This window comes from Streptomyces sp. NPDC046379 (assembly GCF_055587785.1).
In genome coordinates, this window is the sequence record NZ_JBVJFP010000011.1 from 229609 (window position 1) to 245975 (window position 16367).

Below are 16367 nucleotides of genomic sequence, written 5' to 3' on the forward strand. Positions count from 1 at the left end.
AGACCCGCACCGCGGACCGAAAGGCTGGCTCATGGGGGACATGCGCAGACGGGCGACCGTCGTTCTCGGAACCACCGCGCTGGTGGCGCCGCTCACACTCGCGCTGGGCACCGCGCCCGCGCAGGCGGCGAGTTGCACGACGCAGACAGGGCCGTACCAGAAGCAGGTCGAGAAGTTCCTCGGCCGCCCGGTCGACGGCGTGCAGTCGTCGACCGACTGCAAGGCGATCCAGGCCTTCCAGACCAAGCACGGCATCCAGCCCAACGCCGGCTACGCGGGGCCCGTCACCTGGGGTGTGATGGACCTCATGAACAAGCAGAAGGCGGTGGGGAACACGCCGAACAAGGCCGGCAAGTGCCCGGTCAACAAGGGCCGCATCGCCTGCGTGAACCTGACGCTCCAGATCAGCTGGATCCAGGACGGCAGCCGTCTCGTGTACGGCCCCGTGCCCGTGCGCACCGGACGGGACGGGTACGAGACCCGCACCGGCCTGAAGAAGATCTACTGGCGCAACATCGACCACCACTCGACCATCTACGACGTGCCGATGCCCTACTCCCAGTTCTTCGACGGCGGCCAGGCCTTCCACTCGGCGAGCGTGAGCATGTGGAACCCGCCGGGCTCCCGCGGCTGCGTCAACATGACGAAGACCACGGCCCAGAAGTACTGGTCGCTGCTGAAGACCGGCGACGACGTCTTCGTGTACGGCCGCAAGCCGGGCACCTGACCGGTCACCGGCGGACGCCGGAGCGCGGCGACCGGTTCAGGCGGTCGGACGTGATCAGGGACACGGCCCGTTATGTCCGGTTCGTGCCTGATGGCTCACATCGCCTTCACCTCGGTCGCCGTATGCTTCACAACATGTCCACCAGTGTTGAAGCCGTTTCCGAGCGATCGGCCGCGGAGGTCAACGAGGAGATCCGGGCGCTGTGGCGCCGGGCGGGCGGGACCCTGAGCACCGAGCAGCGCGAGCAGTACCAGCGCCTCGTCATGGAGTGGGCCGCCGCGGTCCCCGACCCGGACCCGGCGCAGGCGGCCTGAGCCGTCCTTCTCCTCGTCTCCGTCACCGATCTCCTCATCCCCACCCTCGTCCCCAGGTCGCCGCGTACCGACGCCGGTAGTCCCTGCGGTCCAGCTCCGTGCGGAGGCGGCGGGTCGCCGCCAGCGCCACCAGGCTGCCGGCGACGATGAGCAGGCCCGGGCCGGTGTTCCCCGGGTCCGTCAGCCGCGACGGCGCCGTCGAACCCGTGCCGCCGCCGGCCGCCGCTCCCGCCGGGGCCCCCGCGCTCGCCGCGTCGTCCCCGGCGGCCGGAGGCGTCGCCGTGATCAGCCGGACGCCGAGGGCGGTCAGCGCCGGCGTCACCGGCTGGAAGTACGTCGTACCGCCCGCCCGGCAGTCCCCGTTGCCGCCCGAGGTCACCCCCAGCGCGATGCCTCCCGCGAACAACGGCCCCCCGCTGTCTCCCGGTTCCGCGCACACGTCCGTCTCGATCAGCCCGGTGACCGTGCCCTCGGGGTAGTTCACCGTCGCGTCGAGCGCGGTCACCCGGCCGTCCCGCAGCCCACTGGTGCTGCCGCTGCGGAACACCCGCTGCCCCACCGACGCCTCGCCGGTCCCGGTGATCCGCACGCCCCGGTCGCCGCCGACGGCGACCACGTCGGCCCCGTCGCCCGCCCGCCCGGCGTCGTAACGCACCAGCGAGTAGTCGTCGCCGGGGAAGCTGCCGTCCACCGTCCGGCCCACCTGCCGCCGGGCGGTGGCGTCGGCGAACCACACCGAGCCGTTCGGACCGCAGTGCCCGGCGGTCAGGATGTAGTCGCGCCGCCCGTCGGTGACGTTGAAACCGGCGGAGCAGCGGCCTGCGGTGGACAGGATCGGACGCGCCCCGTTCAGGCGGGTGGTGAAGACGCCCCCGGTGCGCTCCATGCGCACGAAGCCGCCGATGCCCTGCGCGACCTCGGTCAGCTCCGACCAGTCGGCGGCGGAGACCGTGCGGTCACCGCGCACCACGACCTCGTTCGACCGGTAGTCCACCGTCCAGGCGGTGCCCGCCACGCGCGGCGCCGAACCCAGCGCCCGGGTGGCCGACATCAGCTCGCGCATGCTGTGCCGGACGGCCTTCGCCCGCGCCCCGGCCCGCCGCACCTCACCGGCCGCGTCCTCGTCGGTGACCGCGACGACCCGGCGTCCGTCGGCGTCGATCCAGCTGCCCGCCGTACGGGAGGCGCCCAGCCGGGCGACGAGGCCGGTCGCGGGATCCGCGAGGGCGCGGGCGGAGCCGCCCGGCGCGCGGGGCGGCTCGCTCGCCACGGCGTGCGCGATCATGGCCACCCCGAGCAGGAGGCCGCCGACCGCCGTCAGTCGTGCCGTGCGCCGGACGATCCGTCGTCGTGCGTGCCTCATGGATGACTCCCGAACCCGAACCCGAAACGCGCGGCGGCAGGCCGCGGGGCGCCCGGGTGTCGGGCGCCCCTTCTCCGTACGGGCCGGGGCCCGGCCGTGTTCAGCGCCGGGCGGCGCGCGTCAGCGCTTGCGGGCCACGCCGCCGAACATGGCCACCTCGTCCGGCAGCGATCCGTCGCCGCCCTCCGGACGCCAGCGCGAGCACGACACCACACCCGGCTCCAGCAGCTCCAGCCCGTCGAAGAAGCGGGCGATCTGCTCGCCGGTGCGCTGCGTCAGCTTCGGGGTGCCGTGCTCGTTCCAGAACTTCACCGCCTCGTCCACGTCGGGCATCGACGGCGAGGTGATCGTGTGCGACAGCACCAGGTGGCTGCCCTCCGGCAGCGCGTCCACCAGTCGGCGGACCACCCCGTACGGGTCCTCGTCGTCGCCGATGAAGATGACCACGCCGAGCAGGATCAGACCCACGGGCTTGCTGAAGTCCAGGGTCCTGGCGGCGTGCTCCAGGATCGTGTCGACGTTGCGCAGGTCCTCGTCGAGGTAGTCGGTGCGGCCCTCGGGCGTGCTGGTGAGCAGGGCGCGGGCGTGCGCCAGGACCAGCGGGTCGTTGTCGACGTACACGATCCGCGCGTCCGGGGCCAGCCGCTGGGCCACCTCGTGCGTGTTGTCGGCGGTCGGCAGGCCCGTGCCGACGTCCAGGAACTGGCGAATTCCCGCCTCTTGGACGAGGTGGCGCACCGCGCGCCCCAGGAAGAGCCGGTCCGCGCGGGCGTACTCGCCTATGCCCGGATGCAGCTGCCGGATCTGGTCGCCGGCCGCGCGGTCGACCTCGTAGTTGTCCTTGCCGCCCAGCCAGTAGTTCCAGATGCGCGCCGTGTGCGCCTGGGCGGTGTTGATGCGTTCGCGCAGCGACTCGGCCACGCCGTCGGCGGCGTGCGGGTTCTCGGTCACGGTGCAGCTCCTGGGGGTGCCTGTGCGGTGATTGGGGGTGCCTGGTGCGGCGTCAAGATGCAATCTAGACCGATGAGTTGATCTTTGCCGAGTCCTGAGCGATTTCCGCCGTCCCGGGACGGGGTGCCGGAGCGCCCGGAACGCCTAGACTTCGGGCATGAACGACACGGCGGACCGGCTGGGCGTCGGCAAGTATCTGCTGCTCACCAGCTATCGCAAGGACGGCACCCCGGTCCCGACCCCCGTCTGGGTGGTCCCCGACGGGGACGCGCTCGGGGTGTGGACGGCGGCCGACTCCTGGAAGGTCAAGCGGATCCGCCGCCGCGCCGACGTCCTGGTCGGCCCCTGCGACCTGCGCGGCAACCCGACGGGGGAGCAGGTCCCGGCCACCGCGCGGATCTGCGACCCGGGCACCACCTCCCGCTATCGCGCCCTCATCGCCCGCAAGTACGGCGTCACCGGACGGCTCACCCTGCTCGGCAGCCGGCTGCGGCGCGGGCTCGACGGCACGGTCGGCATCCGCGTCACCCTCGCCGACTGACGCGGTAAGCCCCGCGCCGGACACCCTGCCGGGCCGGTCACGTCCAGGCGCGGTAGGGCTCGTCGACCAGCTGGAACACCGGCTCCCCGCGCACGGGGTCCTTGGCCGTGGACAGCCGCACCCGGTCCCCGCTGTGGATGCCGACGGGCGGGCCCATGACCCGGCCCCGCACCACGAAACCCTCGGCCATCTCGATCAGGGAGACGTTGCGCGCGGCCGGGGTGTTGCGGTGCACCACGGTGGTGTGGCGGACCGTGCCGACGCCCGCGCTGCGCTCGGTGCGCAGGTCGCTGCCCTGGCAGACCCGGCACAGCAGCCGGTGGTACACGGCGGTGCCGCACCAGGTGCAGCGCTGGAAGAGCATGGCGTCCGAGTCGCCCCTCCGGTGCTCGAGAACGCCCGCCGCGGAGCCGAAAGCCTGCTGAGCGGCGCTTCCTGATGACGTCTGGTACACGCTGTAACTCCCTGCGCTCGGCCGGAAATCCGCGTGCGCGGCGCCCGCACACGCATGTGCGCGGCTCACCGTGCCACCGTGCACGGCCGACAGCGTATGGCACTGAGTGTCAGGCGTAAAGGTACTGGGTACCGCGAAATCCGGCCTGCGTTCCGGTGCTCTTCTACTCGGCAGGAGGCTCAGGGGGTGGGGGTGTCGGACCGCCGGGCGATGGTGGCACTCAGTGCCCATCGGAGGCCGACAGCCGGGCCACCGCGGCGGCCACCTGCCGCTGCGTCTCCTCGGGCAGCGGGTCGCCCTGCACGGCCGTCACCAGGTCCTCGGCGAGCCGGTGCAACTTGGTGTTGGTGTGCTGCGACACCATCACCAGGACGTGCCAGGCGTCCTGCGGACTCAGTCCGAACGACGCCATCAGCACCCCGCGCGCCAGGTCGATGGTCGGGCGCGTCCGCATGGCGCGCCGCAGCTGGGCGACCTCCGCCCCGAGATCCTCGCGGTCGTCGCCGTCCGCGGCGCCGGGTCGGAACAGCGGCCGGGTCCCCGTCAGGGTGAACAGGCGTTCGACGACGGGGCCGGCGGCACGGACGGTCACGGTCTTTCCTTCCGCCACTGCGTGCTCCCGGACGCCGAGCAGGACATTGAGGGCCGAGCAGTCGCAGAAGTCCACGTCGCCGAGGTCCAGGTCGAGGCCCTCCGGCGACGTCGTGAGGGCGGCCTCCAGGGTGCCGCGCAATACGTCGCCCGAGTGCAGCCCCAGCTCCCCGCGGACCTTCACGATCGTCCGGGCGCCGTCGGGCCGCCTGTCGATCACCGGCGCGTCGGGCCGCATGACCGCCTCTCCCTCGTGATTCCTGCCTGCCGTCATTCCCAGCGTCTGCCCCGAGGTGTCACGCGTCAAGCGATACACGAAACAGATTTCGCGTTTTGAAATACGGGAAGCAGAGGTCCTATGATGGCCGCATGGGTGCAGTGCCTGAGCCGCATACCGGATGGACCTTCCTCACCAACCACGCACGCGTACTGGCCGCCATCGCCGATGATCGCAACGCCCGCGTGCGGGACATCGCGGCGTACTGCCGACTCACCGAGCGGGCTGTGCAGAAGATCATCGCCGACCTGGAACACGCCGGATACCTCTCGCACCGGCGCGAGGGCCGGACGAACACGTACCGCATCGAGCCGGACAAGGTGCTGCGGCACCCGGCGGAGGCGGGGCTGACCGTCGCCGCCCTGCTCGCCCTGCTGGTGAGGGACGAGGCGCACCGCGGCCGGGAGGTGGCGGACAGTGGCGCCGCGGCCGTCGCCGACGGCTGAACCGGACGGCCGCCGCCGGGGTCAGCGGTGTGCGACGTCCGCCTCTCGCGGGACACGGACGTCGACCACGCAGACGTCGTCGCGCAGTTCGCCCTCCAGCATCGCGTCCAGCAGCGGGGCGAGCGAGCCGGGCTCGTCGGTGTGCTCCGCGCCCATCGCCCGCGCCAGCCGCTCCAGGCCGAGGTCCAGCCCTTCGCCGGGCCGCTCCACCAGACCGTCGGTGTAGAGCAGCAGCCGGTCGCCGGGCTCGAGCAGGCACTCCGCCTCCTCGTACGGCGGCGCGGCGCACGCCCCGAGCAGCATCCCGCGCGGCCGCTCCAGCCGGCGCACCTGTCCGGCACGCAGCAGCACCGGCGGCGGGTGACCGGCCTGCGCCCACACCAGCCGGCGCTCGTCGGGCCGGTAGAGCGCCAGCACCATGGTCGCCGTGCCGTGCGCGTCCCGGGAGTGCAGCAGCAGGGTGTTGAGCCGGCTCAGCGCGCCGGTCAGCGAGGACCCCGTGCTGACCATGCCCTTGGCCGTGAACCGGAGCTGAGCCATCGTGGCGACGGCGTCGATGCCGTGTCCGGCGACGTCGCCGACGACGAACAGGGCCGAGCCGTCGGCCAGTTCGATGGCGCTGAACCAGTCGCCGCCGACGTGGATGCCCGACTGCGCGGGCAGATAGGCGACCTCGACCCGCAGTCCCGCCGGGCGCAGCGGCTCGCTGGGCAGCGGCAGCAGCGCGTGCTGGAGCCGGCCGGCCAGCTCCCGCTCGGCCTGGAGCACGCCGTGCTGGGCCAGCATCGCCCGCTCGCTCTCCACCAGGGCGAGTTCGGCGCTGCGCTGCGCGGTGAGGTCCTGGAGGAAGCCGTGCACCTCGACGGGCGTGCCGTGCGGGCCCGTGACCGCCTCCGCCACGATCCGCAGATGCCGTACGCCGTCCCGCGTCTCGATCCGGAACGGCACGGCGGCGGGGGTCCCCGCGCGCTCCAGTTCCCCGAGGGCCCGGGCCAGCGCCGGCCGGTCCTCGGACAGGGCCAGGCCGGGCAGGTCGCCCAGCGGGACGGGGGCGGCCTCCGGATCGCGGCCGAGCACGGTGAAGACCTGCGCGGCCCAGGCGGCCTCGCCGGTGACCAGGTCCCAGCTCGCCCAGCCCAGGTTGCCCAGCCGCTGCACGTCCGCCAGCCGCTGCTCCTGCCGCTCGGCGGGATCGTGCCGCGTCCAGCCGACGACCAGGCCGGCGCCCAGGCGCGTCACGCGCACCGACCGGACCGACGGCTCCGCGGACCCGTCCGCCGGCTCCTGCCCCGCGAACGGTTCCCCCTCGTACGGTCGGCCGGTGTCGAGCACGTCGAGGCACCGCCGCCACAACGGCCCGTCCGCCAGCGGCGGCCAGCAGTGCAGGACCCGCGCGCCGAGCAGCTCGCGCCCGGTGCGGCCGTCGGCGGCGGCAGCGTCCGGGGTGGCCGCGTCGACGCGGAAGTCCTCGACGTCGCCGGAGGGGCCGCGCAGCGGGGTGAGCAGCAGCGCGGACCCCGGCAGCGCGTCGAACACGGCCCGCACGGCCCCGGCGGCGTCGTCGCCGACGGACGCCGTCCGGGCCTCCGGGGCCCGCAGCCGCCCGGCGCAGCGCCGGACCACGGCCCGCAGGTGCTCGCGGGCGCGCGCGGTGAACGGCCCCGGACGGGAGCGAAGCACCCCGACGACGCCCTCGGCCGCGTTCCCGTTCGGCACCGGCAGCCACGCCCGCGACTGCCATCGCTCCGGAGGGTCGCCGATCAGCGGACGCCGACGCTCCCGGTCGATGTCCTCCACCCAGCAGGCCTGTCCGGTGGTCAGCGCCTCCAGCGGCGCGAGCCCGTCCAGCGGCGGCACCCGCTGCCACTGGTCGGCCAGCACGTCGCCGATCCCGGCGTGCCCGAGGAGTTCCAGGCCGCCGGAGGGCAGCCGCCCGAAGACCATCACGGCGTCGGCCGCCACCGTCCGCGCGAGATGCTCCAGCAGCCGCCGCGCCAGTTCCTGCGGGGAGGCGACGCCCGACAGTGCCGCCCCGAGCCGCGCCAGGTCATCCGATGCGTCGCCGCCCGGCGCACGGGAGAGAGGCACGGTGGGGGAGGCGCCGGGAGGCGGAAAGCCCCGGGCGGGCGGGGGCGCGGGAGCGCCGAAGGCGCCGAGCGTGATCCAGCACTCCTCGATCAGGGTGCGGTCGGCCGCCCGGGCGCGGCCCAGCAGCTCCTCGTGCGCCGCCTCCGCGGAACAGCCGGCGAGCGCCATGACGGCGCCCTTGGCGCGTTCCAGGATCGCCGACGTGGCCGTCAGGTCCCGTAGCCGGTCCGTGTCGGCACGCTGACGGATCACGCCGCCCGTCGATCCGACCGTGTCGGATCCGGCGCCGGACTCCGCGGGAAGGGCGGGCTCGCTCGTCACCGAACGAGCATCGCACAGTCGTCCCGCCCGTAGCGCGGGCTTGACCGCACGTCGTGATGCGCGTACGGCCGCACCTGCGGCTCAGCGCGCCGCGTTGCGATCGGCGAGCGCCTGCGTGACGGCGCGCACGCTGCGCGCGAGATGCTGGAGCTGGCCGACCTCGGCCGCGTACATCGTGATCGTGTGTTCGATGACCGACTCGGGCACCCCGAGCCTCGGCAGGTCGGCGCGGGCGGTCTGCAGGGCCGTGCGGGCGATCCGGATCTCCTGCTGGACCTGGATGTGCGCGTGGCGGGCGAGCAGCACCGGGTGCCGCATCAGCGCCGGGTAGCCGGCGTAGCGGGCCGGCACCAGCTCGCGCAGCCATTTGGCGGCGGACCGCTCCCAGTCGTAACTGCCGGGGGTCTTCACCTGGCACGGCCAGTCCGGGCCTGGGCGCGTGGACGTCAGAGACATGATCATCGCTTCCGGTGTGCTGGTCGCCAGGGCGGTCCGGCGGCGCGGACGGGGAGGGCGGCCCCGGCCTAGGGGATGGCCGGGACCGCCCGGCCGAACACCCGGGCACCGCCGTGGGTAGGGGACGACGGCTCGGATGTTCGTGCTGCGGCCCGGTGAGCCGGGCGGGGGTGCGGCCCGCGAGCAGTATTTATATATGCCGTCCGGTTTGCAAGACGTATGAAAACATTCATGAATGACGGGATCTCGACGGTCCCCGGACCGGCCCGGCTCAGTCCCGCAGAAAGAACTGGTGCTGGTCGGAGAGCTGCTCGTAGGCGTCGAGGCGCGCCTGGGTGCGTTCCGGGTCGGCGTCGGTCATGGCCTGAAGCAGTGCCGCCGCCATCACGCCGGGCGCCGCGTACGAGTCGAAGACCAGCCGGGAGCCCGTACCGGTGGCGAAGGTGACGTCGGCCGCGTCGGCCACCGGTCCGAGCGCCAGGTCGGTGATCAGCGCGACCCGCAGCCCGGCATCGCGCGCGACCCGCACCGCCGCCAGCGTCTCCTGCGCGTGCCGGGGCAGCGAGAACGCCAGCACCCATGTCCCGCCCGCCTCCCGCGCCTGGAGCAGCGCGTCGTACGCGACGCTGCCGCCCCGCGTCACCAGCCGCACGTCGGGATGGATGCGCCGGGCCGCGTACGCGAAGTACTCGGCCAAGGAGACCGAGATGCGCAGCCCCAGTACGGTCAGCGGCGTCGACTCCGACAGCCGCCTGCCCGTGTCGACGACCCGCGCGGGATCGGCGAAGTCGCGCCGCAGGTTCTCCAGGTTCTCGATCTCGGCGTCCACCGCCGCCTGAAGCTCGTTGCCGCTCTCCTCCTCGGCCGCGACCGGGCCGCCGGCCAGGGAGCCGAGCGCGATCGTCTGGAGCCTCTCCCGCAGCGCGGGGTAACCGCTGAATCCGACCGCCGCGGCGAACCGTGTCACCGAGGGCTGGCTGACTCCCGCCCGCTCGGCGAGGTCGGTGATCGACAGGAACGCCGCCTCGGTGAGGTGCTCGATCAGGTACTGGGCGATGCGCCGCTGCCCCGGCGACAGCCGCGGCCGGTCGAACAGCGCCCGGAGCTGGGAGGCGGGAGCGGCCGCTTCCGCCACCGTCCTCCCCGAGGTGATGGCGGACGCCTGTGCGCGTGCCTGCTGCGGCGATGGCACCGGTGCGCCTCCTTCGTCTCCCCAACGGAGCTTCAACATAGCTCACGCACCGTGGCGGAAATGCCGCCCGGCCCTTCCGGAACAGGGGGGTGGGAGGGGGCGGGTGAACAGGCGTCCCGTCGTGCGGCGGCAAGCGGCAAGCGGCGGGCGGTCGATGGCAGGCGACGGGGGGCGGGTGCGGGTGGGTGCGGGCGGTGCCGGTGCACGCGGTGGGCGGAGTCCGGCTCGACGCGTCCGGACCAGTCTGCGGTACGGGGGCGTGTGCAGGACCGCACCGTCGTCCCGAGAAGGGGATCACACGTCACGCGGGGCCACCCGCGAAGAGCCGCGCCGCCGCGGGCATTCGTCGGACGGCCTAGGAGACGGTGACCACCAGATCCGCGCGTGCCCGCGTGCCGGCGACCAGGTCGGCGTTGCGCTGGTCCGGGCCCTGGGCCCAGGCCGCCGCCTGCTCGGGGTTCTTGCCGAACCGTTCGTGACGGGCGGTCAGTCGGCGGATCCGCTCCGGCTCGGCCGTCTCGCAGAACCACACCTCGTCCAACTGCGGGCGCACCCTCGCCCACGCGCCCGTGTCCAGCAGCAGGTAGTTCCCCTCGGTCACCACGAGCCGGACCGCCGGCGGCACCGGGATCGCGCCGGCCAGCGGCTGTTCCAGGTCCCGCTCGAAGGCGGGGGCGTACACGGTGTCGTCGCCGTCCGCCTCCTCCCGCAGCCGCCGCAGCAGCGCCGCGTACCCGGCCGCGTCGAAGGTGTCCGGCGCTCCCTTGCGGTCCCGGCGGCCGAGCCGCTCCAACTCGGCGTCGGAGAGGTGGAAACCGTCCATGGGGACGGACGCGGCCCAGGGCTCGCCGTCGCCGTTCAGCTCCCGCACCAGCCGCTCGGCGAGCGTCGACTTGCCCGAGCCGGGAGCGCCGGCGATGCCGAGCAGGGCCCGTCGGCGGCCGGTGGCCAGGGCGCGGGCGCGGGTGAGGAGGCCGGGGAAGGTCACGGACACAGGCAGAGTCTGCCATCCGCGTGCCGTCCGGCCCCCGGCGGCCACCGGACGGGACCGCGCGGGGAACGGTGTCCGGTATGACGCAGCTCGGACTTCCCCGCCACATCCAGGCCTGTCTCTTCGACCTCGACGGAGTGATCACCAGGACGGCCGTCGTGCACGCGGCCGCCTGGAAGGAGACGTTCGACGCCTTCCTGCGGGAGCGCGACGGCGCGGCATTCCGGCCCTTCACCCCGTCCGACTACGACGAGTACGTCGACGGGCGCCCTCGCGCGGACGGCGTCCGCACCTTCCTCGCCTCCCGCGGCGTCCGTCTGCCCGAGGGCCGCCCCGACGACCCGGCGGACGCGCCGACCGTGCACGGCCTCGGCAACCGCAAGAACGCGCTCCTCCTGGAGCGGATCCGCACCGGCGGCGTCGAGGCCTACGACACCACCCTGCGCTACGTCACCGCCGTCCGCGCCGCCGGGCTGCGCACCGCCGTCGTCTCCTCCAGCGCCAACTGCCGCGACGTGCTGCGCGCGATCGGCGCCGAGGACCTGTTCGAGGTACGGATCGACGGCGTGGTCGCCGCCGAGCGCAGCCTGCCCGGCAAACCCCGCCCCGACACCTTCCTGGCCGCCGCCCGGGACCTGGGCGTGGCAGCACGGCGGGCGGCCGTCTTCGAGGACGCCCTGGCCGGGATGGACGCCGGACGCGCGGGCGGCTTCGGGTACGTCGTCGGCGTCGACCGCGTCGGACAGGCCGACGCCCTCCACGCGCACGGCGCCGACCGGGTCGTCGCGGACCTCGCCGAACTGGCCGAACTGGCCGACCTGGACGACCTGGACGACGGGGACTGACGACACGAAGGCGCCGAGGCGCGTCACACCTCATGGCGGGCGAACAGCTCCAGGTGTCCGCACTTCGGGCACCGGTAGGCGTCGATCTGGAACCGGGTCCGCCCGAACCGCTTGGCCCCGCCGAACAGACCGCGCTCCAGGGCCCCGGGATCCACCGCGCGAATCCCTTCGACCCGTCGCCGGAATCCTCGACGAAACCGGCCTCCAGCCCCGTGGCGTCACACTGCGAGCACTTCATGCCCCCATCCTTCCCGCCCACGGCCCCCGCCCGCGGAATGCCTTCCCTCTCTTCCGGCCCACGGCGTCCGCACCCCAGACTCCGACGGGCGGCGTCCACACACCAGCCTCCGACCGACGGCGTTCGCCCTCCCGCACCCGGCCCACGGCGCTCGCCGCGACAGTAGTCGCACCGGCAGTTCGAACAGGGCGTTCAGGATAGTTTCGGCGGGCCGCGCCGGGCCGCATCGGCGATCTTGCCGGGCGAGCCGGGATTGGGGCGTGCGGATCGGGAAACGCGGGACTGCGGACATGGAGGGAGACAGCCATGGGCACCAGCCCCGAACCGATGGCCGACGACGCCTACCAGCCCACCGGGACCAATGAGGAGCAGGAGGACGCCGCCCCCCTCGACATGCAGGACGCGCTCGATGAGCGGACCTACGACGACACCCTGGACGAGGGCTACTCGCCCCCGGAGAAGCCGCTCGGCGTCACCAAGCACGGCACCACGGCCGCCGAGCAGCAGGAGGGCGAGACCCTGGACCAGCGGCTCGCCCAGGAACGGCCCGACGTCGGCGAACCGCAGGGCGACGGCATCGGCGACCTGCCGGACGGCGAGGGAGAACCGGTGGACCCGGAGGCGGGGCAGGACCGCGCCGGGCGCCTGGTGGCCCCGGACGAGGGCCTGCGCACGGACACGACCCGCGAGGAGATCGCCGACGACGTCGGCATCGACGCGGGCGCGGCGGGCGCGGAGGAGGCGGCGGTCCACGTCGTGGAGGACCGCGACCTGCCCTGACAGGCGGTCGCACGGTGACACGCCGACCCCGGCCCCACGGTTCGCCCGTGGGGCCGGGGTCGGCGTGCTCCCGCAGCGTGCTCCCGCGGTGCATCGGCGGGGCCGGGACTGCCGAGCGCGGCCTTCGGCGGTCGGGCGCGGGCGCGGCCGGCTTGCTGTAGGAGCGTGGCGGGGCCCGTCGCCCGGCCGGCCCCGCGCGACCGCCGACAGCGCCTCGGCGGTCTCCTCCGGGCCGGGCCTCGCGGGCCGGGCCGATGCGCCGGCCGTACCGTTCCGGCCGCTGGAAGCGGCCCGGACACGACGTGATGCGCGACGCCCGGCCGGGACGGCCGGGCGTGGACGGACGACCAAGGCGCAGCGGCAGGGGCACGCGGGGAGCCGGACGCCCCGCGGGCACGGCCGCCTTCGGCGCGGGCGCCCGGTTACGGCAGCAGCTTGTCCATCGCCGCCGGACCCTCCTGGTCCAGCTTGCGGCGGGCCCATTCCAGGTTCTTCGGGGTGATGTCCTTGCCCGAGGCGAGGACCAGATCCTCGGGGGACACGTCGGTGCCGGTGCGGGTGTGGAGCAGTGCGTCCGGGGTGACGCGGTCGGCGGGCTGCCGGGAAGCTTCGGGCTGTGGCGTCGACATGATCTCTGCTCCTCCGGTCCGGGGATGTGCTTCGGTCCCGTGTACCCACAGGGGCGACAGGGTCCACTAACACCATTCATCCCCGAGGCGCGCCGCGCATCCGGAGGCCAGGCTGGGCGCATGGGATTCGAGAACGACACCTGGTACGTGCGCAGCGGGGACGACCTGGTCGGGGAGATCGCCGTCGACGACGCCGACTTCCCGTGGCTGGCCGGACGGTTCACCCCCGGCCCGGCCTACCCCGCCGTACGGGACCTGTTCGCCCGCGAACTGGCCCTGGCCGAGCGGAACGACGGGGACGACGACGGGCACTGGCGGGAGTGGGAGACGGTGTACGAGGAGATCGGCCGACGCGTCTCGCTGTCCTCGCCGGACGGCCCCGTCGCGGACTTCCTGCTGCACATCCGCGGCGACCGCGCCTGGTTCCGCTGGCGCGAGGCCTGAACCGCCGGGCCTGGGGAAACCGTACGGCACCGGACCCGGGGGTCACACATTCCGGGTTTGATGGCGCAATCTCGGCGCATCCGGTAAGGGAACACATTTCCGAAGGATTGTGGAGGAGCCGTGGGCATCATCGCCTGGATTCTGATCGGACTGCTCGCCGGTGCGATCGCCAAGCTGCTTCTGCCGGGCAAGGACCCGGGCGGAATCATCGTCACCATGCTGATCGGCGTCGCCGGCGGTCTGCTGGGCGGCTGGCTGGGGAAGGTCATCTTCGGCGTCGACTCCATCGACGGGTTCTTCGACCTGTCCACCTGGATCGCCGCGATCGTCGGCTCCCTGATCCTGCTCGTGCTCTACCGGGCCATCGCGGGCGGCGGCGGCCGTCGGCACACGCACCGTCACGCCTGACGGGCGAGGCGCCCGGAAGGGCCGCACCGGCCCGGCTACGCGGGGGCACGGAACGCATCGCCGTTCCGTGCCCCCGCGCCGTCAGGTCGTGGACCGGCCCAGCTCCTCCTCCACCGCGGCGAGGACCTCCGTCACCCGCAGCCCGAACGCCGCGTCGCACGCGTGCGCGCGCCCGGTGCGCGCCGCGGCGAGCAGCGCGTCGGCGGCCCGGCCGAACGCGGTCACCGGCGGGTCGGCGGCCTCCGGCAGATACGTCACCCCGGACTCGCCGCGCAGCTCCACCAGCGCTCCGGCCGCCGCGGGCGGCGCGTTCAGGCTCAGCACCAGCGTGCCGGTCGCGCCCCCGGCGTGCTCCAGCACGGCGTGCACCGTGCCCTCGGCGCCGCGCGCGGCCGCCGCCACGCGCGTCACGTCCCCGAGGACGGGCAGCAGTACGGACAGCGCGTGCGGGCCGACGTCCCACAGCCCGCCCTTCTCCCGCCGCCACGGTGACGCGGCGAACGGGCTGTCGCTGGTGAACACCGCGCCCAGCCACTGCGCCCGCGCGACGAACCAGCCACCCCGCTCCGTCTGTTCGGCGATCCAGGCGTCCGGCTCCGGCTGGAAACGGGTGGTGAAGAAGACGACCGAGGCGACCTGCGCCTCCTCCACCGCCTCGACCACGGCCCGGCCCGCCTCGACCGACACGGCGACGGGCTTGTCGAGCAGCAGATGACAACCCGCCCGGGCGGCCCGCACCGCCAGTTCCGCCTGGATCGCCGGGGGCAGGGCGACCGCGACGGCGTCCACGTCGGCGAGCAGGGCGTCCACGTCCTCGTAGGCGCGTGTGCCGTGACGTTCCGCCAGTTCCCTGGCCGCTTCGGGGCGGCGGCCCCAGACGCCGGTGAGTTCCAGCTCGTCGTGCCCGCTCAGGGCGGGGGCGTGGACCATCCCCGCCCAGGGGCCGGTGCCGAGCAGTCCGATCCGCATGCCGCTCCTCTTCCCTCGTCACAGTGGTCGTTCCTGCCCGGCGAGCGTTTCACACCGGCGCGACGGCGGCACAGCCGAGGCCCGGCCACGGGGGAGGGGCCCGCGGGGACGGGACGGCCGGGGCCGGGGGAGGGGCGGCCGGCGCGAGCCCTCGCCCGGCGCGTCGGTCGAATCCTCGTCGATGACTGGTGACATTGCCGGTCCCCGGGCCGGTGCTTCCCGCCGACAGTGGCACGGCCAGCCAGTCGGCGGCGCCCGCCCCGCGCACCGCGGGGACCGACCCGTGTCGTGTCCCCGAGTGCCGCGTGCGGTGGGCGGCTCGCCACGACCGAGAGGACGACTCGTCGTGCAGCAGCACTCCGTCCCCAGCACCGCTTCCCCCGCCACCCGGCCCTTCCGGCGCACCGGCCGGCTCGCCGGCGCCGCCGCGGCCGTCGCCGCCGTCGTCGGGCTCACCACCCTCACCGGGCCCGGCGCGCACGCCGCGGACAACCCCTACGAGCGCGGCCCGGCCCCGACCAACGCCAGCATCGAGGCCACGCGCGGCCCCTACGCCGTCTCGCAGACCTCGGTCTCCTCCCTCGCCGTCACCGGCTTCGGCGGCGGCACCATCTACTACCCGACCAGCACCGCCGACGGCACCTTCGGCGCCGTCGCCATCTCGCCGGGCTTCACCGCCTACGAGTCCTCCATCGCCTGGCTCGGCCCGCGACTGGCCTCCCAGGGCTTCGTGGTGTTCACCATCGACACCAACACCACGATGGACCAGCCCGACTCCCGCGGCGACCAGCTGCTGGCCGCGCTGGACTACCTCACCCAGCGCAGCTCCGTGCGCAGCCGCGTCGACAGCACCCGCCTCGGCGTGATGGGCCACTCCATGGGCGGCGGCGGCAGCCTGGAGGCGGCCAAGACCCGGCCCTCCCTCCAGGCGGCCATCCCGCTGACGCCGTGGAACACCGACAAGACCTGGCCCGAGGTCAGGACGCCCACCCTGATCGTCGGCGCCGACGGAGACACGGTCGCCTCGGTCTCCAGCCACGCCGAGCCGTTCTACAACAACCTGCCCTCCACGCTCGACAAGGCGTACCTGGAGCTGAACAACGCCTCGCACTTCACGCCCAACTCGTCCAACACGACGATCGCGAAGTACAGCATCAGCTGGCTGAAGCGCTTCATCGACAACGACACCCGCTACGAGCAGTTCCTCTGCCCGCTGCCGCGGCCGAGCCTGACGATCGAGGAGTACCGGGGCAACTGCCCGCACACCTCGTGATCCGCTCCTGATCCGCGGGTGACGAGGCGGCGGCCGCACCTCGGCGGCCGCCGCCTTCGCGTTGGGCCA

At 73.9% G+C, this 16367-nt stretch carries 20 protein-coding genes; 9 read left to right on the top strand and 11 right to left on the bottom strand.

Features of this window, described 5'->3' with window-relative positions; genetic code table 11:
* Positions 1 to 31 precede the first annotated feature (31 nt).
* Both ACZ6KF_RS20870 and ACZ6KF_RS20875 read left to right on the top strand, forming a co-directional pair.
* Positions 32 to 727, top strand: a complete 696-nt coding sequence (locus ACZ6KF_RS20870) for a L,D-transpeptidase family protein (protein WP_469157806.1) — start codon at positions 32 to 34, stop codon at positions 725 to 727.
* A gap of 122 nt (positions 728 to 849) precedes the next feature.
* Positions 850 to 1041 (top strand): hypothetical protein, encoded by a 192-nt coding sequence (locus ACZ6KF_RS20875; protein WP_356635708.1) that lies wholly within the window; start codon positions 850 to 852, stop codon positions 1039 to 1041.
* Between the two features lie 34 nt (positions 1042 to 1075).
* On the opposite strand, the gene ACZ6KF_RS20880 is transcribed toward ACZ6KF_RS20875, so the two are convergent.
* Together ACZ6KF_RS20880 and ACZ6KF_RS20885 are read right to left on the bottom strand one after the other, a co-directional pair.
* Positions 1076 to 2404: a S1 family peptidase gene (locus ACZ6KF_RS20880; RefSeq protein ID WP_469239573.1), complete on the bottom strand. Its 1329-nt coding sequence runs from the start codon at positions 2402 to 2404 to the stop codon at positions 1076 to 1078.
* A gap of 120 nt (positions 2405 to 2524) precedes the next feature.
* Positions 2525 to 3355, bottom strand: a complete 831-nt coding sequence (locus ACZ6KF_RS20885; RefSeq protein WP_469157804.1) for an SAM-dependent methyltransferase — start codon at positions 3353 to 3355, stop codon at positions 2525 to 2527.
* Between the two features lie 157 nt (positions 3356 to 3512).
* Between ACZ6KF_RS20885 and ACZ6KF_RS20890 the strand changes: the two genes are divergently transcribed.
* A complete protein-coding gene (locus tag ACZ6KF_RS20890; protein WP_356635702.1) occupies positions 3513 to 3896 on the top strand; it encodes a PPOX class F420-dependent oxidoreductase in 384 nt (127 codons plus the stop codon).
* Positions 3897 to 3933: 37 nt separating this feature from the next.
* Here ACZ6KF_RS20890 and ACZ6KF_RS20895 read toward each other — a convergent pair whose 3' ends face one another.
* A complete protein-coding gene (locus ACZ6KF_RS20895) occupies positions 3934 to 4260 on the bottom strand; it encodes a Zn-ribbon domain-containing OB-fold protein (protein ID WP_469239624.1) in 327 nt (108 codons plus the stop codon).
* A gap of 310 nt (positions 4261 to 4570) precedes the next feature.
* Positions 4571 to 5179 (bottom strand): ANTAR domain-containing protein, encoded by a 609-nt coding sequence (locus ACZ6KF_RS20900; RefSeq protein ID WP_469239574.1) that lies wholly within the window; start codon positions 5177 to 5179, stop codon positions 4571 to 4573.
* 131 nt (positions 5180 to 5310) lie between these two features.
* Between ACZ6KF_RS20900 and ACZ6KF_RS20905 the strand changes: the two genes are divergently transcribed.
* A complete protein-coding gene (locus tag ACZ6KF_RS20905) occupies positions 5311 to 5664 on the top strand; it encodes a helix-turn-helix transcriptional regulator (protein ID WP_469157802.1) in 354 nt (117 codons plus the stop codon).
* A gap of 21 nt (positions 5665 to 5685) precedes the next feature.
* Here the strand turns inward: ACZ6KF_RS20905 and ACZ6KF_RS20910 are convergent, their stop codons facing one another.
* From ACZ6KF_RS20910 to ACZ6KF_RS20925, 4 genes are all read right to left on the bottom strand, one after another.
* Positions 5686 to 8073 carry a SpoIIE family protein phosphatase gene (locus ACZ6KF_RS20910; protein ID WP_469239576.1) on the bottom strand — a complete coding sequence of 796 codons (2388 nt, stop codon included), beginning with the start codon at positions 8071 to 8073 and terminating at the stop codon, positions 5686 to 5688.
* An 81-nt stretch (positions 8074 to 8154) separates the two neighbouring features.
* Positions 8155 to 8535: a hypothetical protein gene (locus tag ACZ6KF_RS20915; RefSeq protein WP_469157801.1), complete on the bottom strand. Its 381-nt coding sequence runs from the start codon at positions 8533 to 8535 to the stop codon at positions 8155 to 8157.
* Between the two features lie 265 nt (positions 8536 to 8800).
* Positions 8801 to 9721 carry a MurR/RpiR family transcriptional regulator gene (locus ACZ6KF_RS20920; protein ID WP_356635692.1) on the bottom strand — a complete coding sequence of 307 codons (921 nt, stop codon included), beginning with the start codon at positions 9719 to 9721 and terminating at the stop codon, positions 8801 to 8803.
* Between the two features lie 355 nt (positions 9722 to 10076).
* Positions 10077 to 10715 (bottom strand): nucleoside/nucleotide kinase family protein, encoded by a 639-nt coding sequence (locus ACZ6KF_RS20925; protein ID WP_469157799.1) that lies wholly within the window; start codon positions 10713 to 10715, stop codon positions 10077 to 10079.
* A gap of 77 nt (positions 10716 to 10792) precedes the next feature.
* Here ACZ6KF_RS20925 and ACZ6KF_RS20930 point away from each other — a divergent pair, with 77 nt between their 5' ends.
* The gene (locus tag ACZ6KF_RS20930) at positions 10793 to 11557 is read left to right on the top strand and encodes a beta-phosphoglucomutase family hydrolase (RefSeq protein WP_469239578.1); all 765 of its coding nucleotides are present in this window, start codon (positions 10793 to 10795) and stop codon (positions 11555 to 11557) included.
* Positions 11558 to 11580: 23 nt separating this feature from the next.
* Here the strand turns inward: ACZ6KF_RS20930 and ACZ6KF_RS20935 are convergent, their stop codons facing one another.
* Positions 11581 to 11712, bottom strand: coding sequence for a hypothetical protein (locus tag ACZ6KF_RS20935; RefSeq protein WP_469239580.1), 132 nt, complete (start codon positions 11710 to 11712; stop codon positions 11581 to 11583).
* 389 nt (positions 11713 to 12101) lie between these two features.
* Here ACZ6KF_RS20935 and ACZ6KF_RS20940 point away from each other — a divergent pair, with 389 nt between their 5' ends.
* Positions 12102 to 12575: a DUF5709 domain-containing protein gene (locus ACZ6KF_RS20940; protein WP_356635684.1), complete on the top strand. Its 474-nt coding sequence runs from the start codon at positions 12102 to 12104 to the stop codon at positions 12573 to 12575.
* Between the two features lie 422 nt (positions 12576 to 12997).
* Here ACZ6KF_RS20940 and ACZ6KF_RS20945 read toward each other — a convergent pair whose 3' ends face one another.
* Positions 12998 to 13204, bottom strand: coding sequence for a hypothetical protein (locus ACZ6KF_RS20945; RefSeq protein ID WP_356635682.1), 207 nt, complete (start codon positions 13202 to 13204; stop codon positions 12998 to 13000).
* Positions 13205 to 13324: 120 nt separating this feature from the next.
* Between ACZ6KF_RS20945 and ACZ6KF_RS20950 the strand changes: the two genes are divergently transcribed.
* The gene (locus tag ACZ6KF_RS20950; RefSeq protein ID WP_469239581.1) at positions 13325 to 13648 is read left to right on the top strand and encodes a hypothetical protein; all 324 of its coding nucleotides are present in this window, start codon (positions 13325 to 13327) and stop codon (positions 13646 to 13648) included.
* Positions 13649 to 13768: 120 nt separating this feature from the next.
* Complete coding sequence (locus ACZ6KF_RS20955) at positions 13769 to 14056, top strand: GlsB/YeaQ/YmgE family stress response membrane protein (RefSeq protein ID WP_356635679.1); 288 nt, start codon at positions 13769 to 13771, stop codon at positions 14054 to 14056.
* Positions 14057 to 14137: 81 nt separating this feature from the next.
* Here ACZ6KF_RS20955 and ACZ6KF_RS20960 read toward each other — a convergent pair whose 3' ends face one another.
* Positions 14138 to 15025: a Gfo/Idh/MocA family protein gene (locus ACZ6KF_RS20960; protein ID WP_356635677.1), complete on the bottom strand. Its 888-nt coding sequence runs from the start codon at positions 15023 to 15025 to the stop codon at positions 14138 to 14140.
* 346 nt (positions 15026 to 15371) lie between these two features.
* On the opposite strand from ACZ6KF_RS20960, the gene bdeA reads away from it, so the two are divergent.
* Entirely contained in the window at positions 15372 to 16298 is a 927-nt protein-coding gene (bdeA, locus tag ACZ6KF_RS20965; protein WP_356635675.1) for a bis(hydroxyethyl) terephthalate hydrolase, read from the top strand.
* Positions 16299 to 16367 lie beyond the last annotated feature (69 nt).